A 5,249-nucleotide genomic window follows, 5' to 3' on the forward strand; every position below is an offset into this window, starting at 1 on the left:
AAATGCCCTGCATGAGCAGAACGCCCTATCCTCCCACGGACTACACCGCAGTACTTTCGGCGAAGAGGGGCTTAACTACCGAGTTCGGAATGGGATCGGGTGATCCCCCTCTCTATGGTTCCGCTCATGCAAGGCATTCGCTTGCATGTCTTATGGCTACCCTGAAGGTTGCATAGCGCATATAACATCGATCGTGATACAAGATCAAATAGTGTGTGATAAAGAGCTCGACCAATTAGTACTGCTCGCCTGAACGCCTCACAGCGCTTACAGCTGCAGCCTATCAACCTCGTAGTCTACAAGGGGTCTTACCAAAAAGAGAACTCATCTTGAAGTCGGCTTCCCACTTAGATGCTTTCAGCGGTTATCCGATCCGAACGTAGCTAAGCAGCTATGCTGTTGGTCAACAACTGCGACACCAGAGGTTCGTCCACCCCGGTCCTCTCGTACTAGGGGCAGCTCTTCTCAATTCTCTTACGCCCGCGGAGGATAGGGACCGAACTGTCTCACGACGTTCTGAACCCAGCTCGCGTACCGCTTTAAATGGCGAACAGCCATACCCTTGGGACCAACTTCAGCCCCAGGATGCGATGAGCCGACATCGAGGTGCCAAACCTTGCCGTCGATGTGGACTCTTGGGCAAGATCAGCCTGTTATCCCCGGAGTACCTTTTATCCGTTGAGCGACGGCCATTCCACTCTGAGCCGCCGGATCACTAGAACCGACTTTCGTCTCTGCTCGACTTGTAGGTCTCGCAGTCAAGCTTGCTTATACTCTTGTACTCTACGAACGATTGCCAACCGTTCTGAGCAAACCTTACGTACGCCTCCGTTACCTTTTAGGAGGCGACCGCCCCAGTCAAACTACCCACCTGACACGGTCCGCGACCCGGATAACGGCGCCGCGTTAGATCACCAATACTGTGAGGGTGGTATTCCAAGGATGACTCCACAGAGGCTGGCGCTCCTGCTTCACGGTCTCCCACCTATCCTCTACACACAGAACCAATGATCAATGTCAAGCTGTAGTGAAGGTTCACGGGGTCTTTCCGTCCTTCCGTGGGTAATTCGCATCTTCACGAATAATACAATTTCACCGGGTCTATGGTTGAGACAGCGCCCAAATCGTTACGCCATTCGTGCAGGTCGGAACTTACCCGACAAGGAATTTCGCTACCTTAGGACCGTTATAGTTACGGCCGCCGTTTACTGGGGCTTAGTTTCAGAGCTTCGCCTAAAAAGGCTAACCCATCCACGTAACCTTCCAGCACCGGGCAGGCGTCAGACCCTATACGTCGTCTTGCGACTTAGCAGAGTCCTGTGTTTTTGATAAACAGTCGCTTGGGCCGTTTCACTGCGACCGCCCTAGGCTTTTAGGAGCGTGTCCTATCACCCATGAGCGGCACTCCTTCTCCCGAAGTTACGGAGTCATTATGCCGAGTTCCTTAACCATAGTTCTCCCGATCGCCTTGGTATACTCTACCCGCCTACCTGTGTCGGTTTTGGTACGGGCACCACGATATCTGCTTAGAGGTTTTTCTTGGAAGCAGGGAATCACTGACTTCACTTAGAGCTTCGTCTCACGTCTCAGGCATACCTTTCCGCGGATTTACCTACGGAAAGACCCTACACGCTTTCACGGGGACGTCCAGAACCCCGCCCAGCTATCCTTCTCCGTCACCCCATCGTCCGTAACGATTCGTGGTGGTACAGGAATATCAACCTGTTGTGCATCGACTACGCGTGTCCGCCTCGTCTTAGCTCCCGACTGACCCTGGGAGGATTAGCCTTGCCCAGGAACCCTTAGGCTTACGGCGGCGGTGTTTCTCGCACCGCTCTCGTTACTCATGCCAGCATTCTCACTTCTTATCAGTCCACCATGCGTTACCACACAGCTTCGACCCAGATAAGAAAGCTCCCCTACCACTGTTAAAAACAGTCCGCTGCTTCGGTATCATGCTTGAGCCCCGTGAATTGTCGGCGCATGTCCACTTGACCAGTGAGCTGTTACGCACTCTTTAAATGCATGGCTGCTTCTAAGCCAACATCCTGGTTGTCTAGGCAAACGCACATCCTTTGCCACTTAGCATGAATTTAGGGACCTTAGCAGGCGGTCTGGGCTGTTTCCCTCTCGAACACACGGCTTAGCCCACATGTTCTGACTCCCGATCTCTAGACTTACGGCATTCGGAGTTTGGTTTCGGTTGGTAGGCGGTGAAGCCCCCGCACGAATCCAGTGCTCTACCACCGCAAGTAAACGAATCGAGGCTAGCCCTAAAGCTATTTCGGGGAGAACGAGATATCTCCGAGTTTGATTGGCCTTTCACCCCTATCCACAGGTCATCCCCTCCGTTTTCAACCGAAGTGGGTTCGGCCCTCCACAGAGTCTTACCTCTGCTTCAGCCTGCCCATGGATAGATCACCCGGCTTCGCGTCTACGACATACGACTAAAACGCCATCTTAAAGGCTCGCTTTCACTACGGCTCGTTTCAAAACTTAACCTCGCCGCACATCGTAACTCGCTGGCTCATTCTACAAAAGGCACGCCGTCACGCTGCAAGAGCGCTCCGACTGCTTGTAGGCACACGGTTTCAGGTACTATTTCACTCCCCTCTCGGGGTACTTTTCACCTTTCCCTCACGGTACTGGTTCGCTATCGGTCACAAGAGAGTATTTAGCCTTGGAGGGTGGTCCCCCCAGATTCATACCGGATTTCACGTGTCCGGCATTACTCGGGTATCCATCAACGCAGATCCATCCATTTCGTCTACAGGACCATTACCTTCTCTGGTAGGTCTTTCCAGACCGCTTCGACTATGAGTGGATTTTGTAACTGCGCACGAGAGTACAGGCTCTCGAAAAGATGGACCCCACGACACCACATGCAGCAACATCCTGAAATTTACACATGCATGGGTTTAGGCTATGCGCGCGTTCGCTCGCCGCTACTAGCGCGATCTCGGTTGATTTCTTTTCCTCCGGGTACTTAGATGTTTCAGTTCTCCGGGTTGTCTCTACCTGGCCTATTTTATTCAGCCAGGAGTAGATGAGCATTACCTCATCTGGGTTCCCCCATTCGGAAATCTGCGGTTAATAACGCCTATGTGCAGCTCACCGCAGCTTATCGCAGCTTGTCACGTCCTTCATCGACTTCTTGTGCCAAGGCATCCGCCGTGTGCCCTTAATATCTTTATCTCACCTATTTAGGTTTAATCAAGGTTGATCGTATCATTGCGATCGTGATTTGCGAATCACTTCACTTACTTAACTTCATTAAGTAAAAGAATTGATAGTGATTTCGAAAAATCATGTTTATTACGCTATACAACTTTCAAGGTGCCAAAGAAGTCTAAGGCTTCTTCATACAAGAAGAACCCTTAAAACCGAATACTGCAGAAGAAAAGTAGTAACACAAGAATCGATCCAGATAAGAAGTTAAAGTTTTGAAATCGATCTAGGTGCAAGGAGTGATCTCGACTTGCTACCAGACTAATCTTTTAGTCTCCCTAGAAAGGAGGTGATCCAGCCGCACCTTCCGGTACGGCTACCTTGTTACGACTTCACCCCTCTTACCCTCCACACCTTCGGCGCCTCCCTCCAAAAGGTTAGGCCAGCGACTTCGGGTGCAGACAACTCGAGTGGTGTGACGGGCGGTGTGTACAAGGCCCGGGAACGTATTCACCGCGGCATGCTGATCCGCGATTACTAGCAACTCCGACTTCATGCAGGCGAATTGCAGCCTGCAATCCGAACTGGGACCGGTTTTAAGGGATTCGCTTACTCTCGCGAGCTTGCAGCCCGTTGTACCGGCCATTGTAGCACGTGTGCAGCCCAGGACATAAAGGGCATGATGACTTGACGTCATCCCCACCTTCCTCCGGCTTAACGCCGGCAGTCTCGCATGAGTCCCCAACTTAATGCTGGCAACATGCAACAGGGGTTGCGCTCGTTGCGGGACTTAACCCAACATCTCACGACACGAGCTGACGACAGCCATGCACCACCTGTATAGGCTCCTTTCGGCCACGGTGTTTCCACCGCTTCACCTATATGTCAAGCCCTGGTAAGGTTCTTCGCGTTGCTTCGAATTAAGCCACATGCTCCGCTGCTTGTGCGGGCCCCCGTCAATTCCTTTGAGTTTTAGCCTTGCGGCCGTACTCCCCAGGCGGGGCACTTAATGCGTTAGCTGCGGCACGGAAAGGTATTCCTCCCCACACCTAGTGCCCATCGTTTACGGCTAGGACTACCAGGGTATCTAATCCTGTTTGCTCCCCTAGCTTTCGCACCTCAGCGTCAGTAATGGCCCAGAAAGCTGCCTTCGCCATCGGTGTTCTTCCCAATATCTGCGCATTTCACCGCTACACTGGGAATTCCACTTTCCTCTACCATACTCGAGCCTGCCAGTTCAAGATCCGGCTTGAGGTTGAGCCCCAAGATTTAAGACCTTGCTTAACAAGCCGCCTACGCGCGCTTTACGCCCAATAAATCCGGATAACGCTTGCTCCATACGTATTACCGCGGCTGCTGGCACGTATTTAGCCGGAGCTTCTTGTGTGGGTACCGTCATTGTCTTTCCCACTGAAAGCGGTTTACAACCCGAAGGCCGTCATCCCGCACGCGGCGTTGCTGCGTCAGGCTTTCGCCCATTGCGCAAAATTCCCCACTGCTGCCTCCCGTAGGAGTCTGGGCCGTATCTCAGTCCCAATGTGGCCGGTCGGTCTCTCAACCCGGCTACCCATCGTCGGCTTGGTAGGCCACTACCCCACCAACTACCTAATGGGCCGCGACCCCATCTTCCACCGCAAAAGCTTTCCTTGGGTTGCCATGCGGCATCCCAAGAGTATTTGGTATTAGCCTAGATTTCTCTAGGTTATCCCAATGTGGAAGGCAGGTTGGTCACGTGTTACTCACCCGTTCGCCACTCTATGACCATCCGAAGATGGGTTAATCGTTCGACTTGCATGTGTTAAGCACGCCGCCAGCGTTCATCCTGAGCCAGGATCAAACTCTCCATTTGAATAAGATGGTCACAAGACCATCTTCAGAAGTTTGATTCTGTCATCGATCAGAAGATCGACAGGTTTATCTAGCTTCAATTCTTGCTTACGTAACTACTTTATTAGTTCTCTACAGTATCCGGTTTTCAAGGTTCTTCGCGCCTCGGGAGGGACCCGATGACGCCACGCGTCTCGTGAGTCGCGCAAGGCAGTATTATCCTCGCCCACGATAGCGGCGTCAAGGATTATTTT

Annotated in this window: 3 rRNA genes; all 3 read right to left on the minus strand. The window is 52.2% G+C overall.

The window, feature by feature from the left end:
• Positions 1-12: 12 nt before the first annotated feature.
• The 3 genes from rrf to NFR25_RS07360 all read right to left on the minus strand — a co-directional run bounded on the left by rrf (position 13) and on the right by NFR25_RS07360 (position 5,017).
• A 5S ribosomal RNA gene (gene rrf / locus NFR25_RS07350) occupies positions 13-126 on the minus strand.
• A gap of 89 nt (positions 127-215) precedes the next feature.
• Positions 216-3,195: ribosomal RNA gene (locus NFR25_RS07355) — 23S ribosomal RNA — on the minus strand.
• Between the two features lie 315 nt (positions 3,196-3,510).
• Positions 3,511-5,017 (minus strand): 16S ribosomal RNA (locus NFR25_RS07360).
• The 16S, 23S and 5S rRNA genes sit together here, the layout of an rRNA operon.
• Positions 5,018-5,249 lie beyond the last annotated feature (232 nt).

The sequence above is a fragment of the Anaerotardibacter muris genome (assembly GCF_943192915.1).
Taxonomy (GTDB): Bacteria; Actinomycetota; Coriobacteriia; order Coriobacteriales; family Eggerthellaceae; genus Anaerotardibacter; species Anaerotardibacter muris.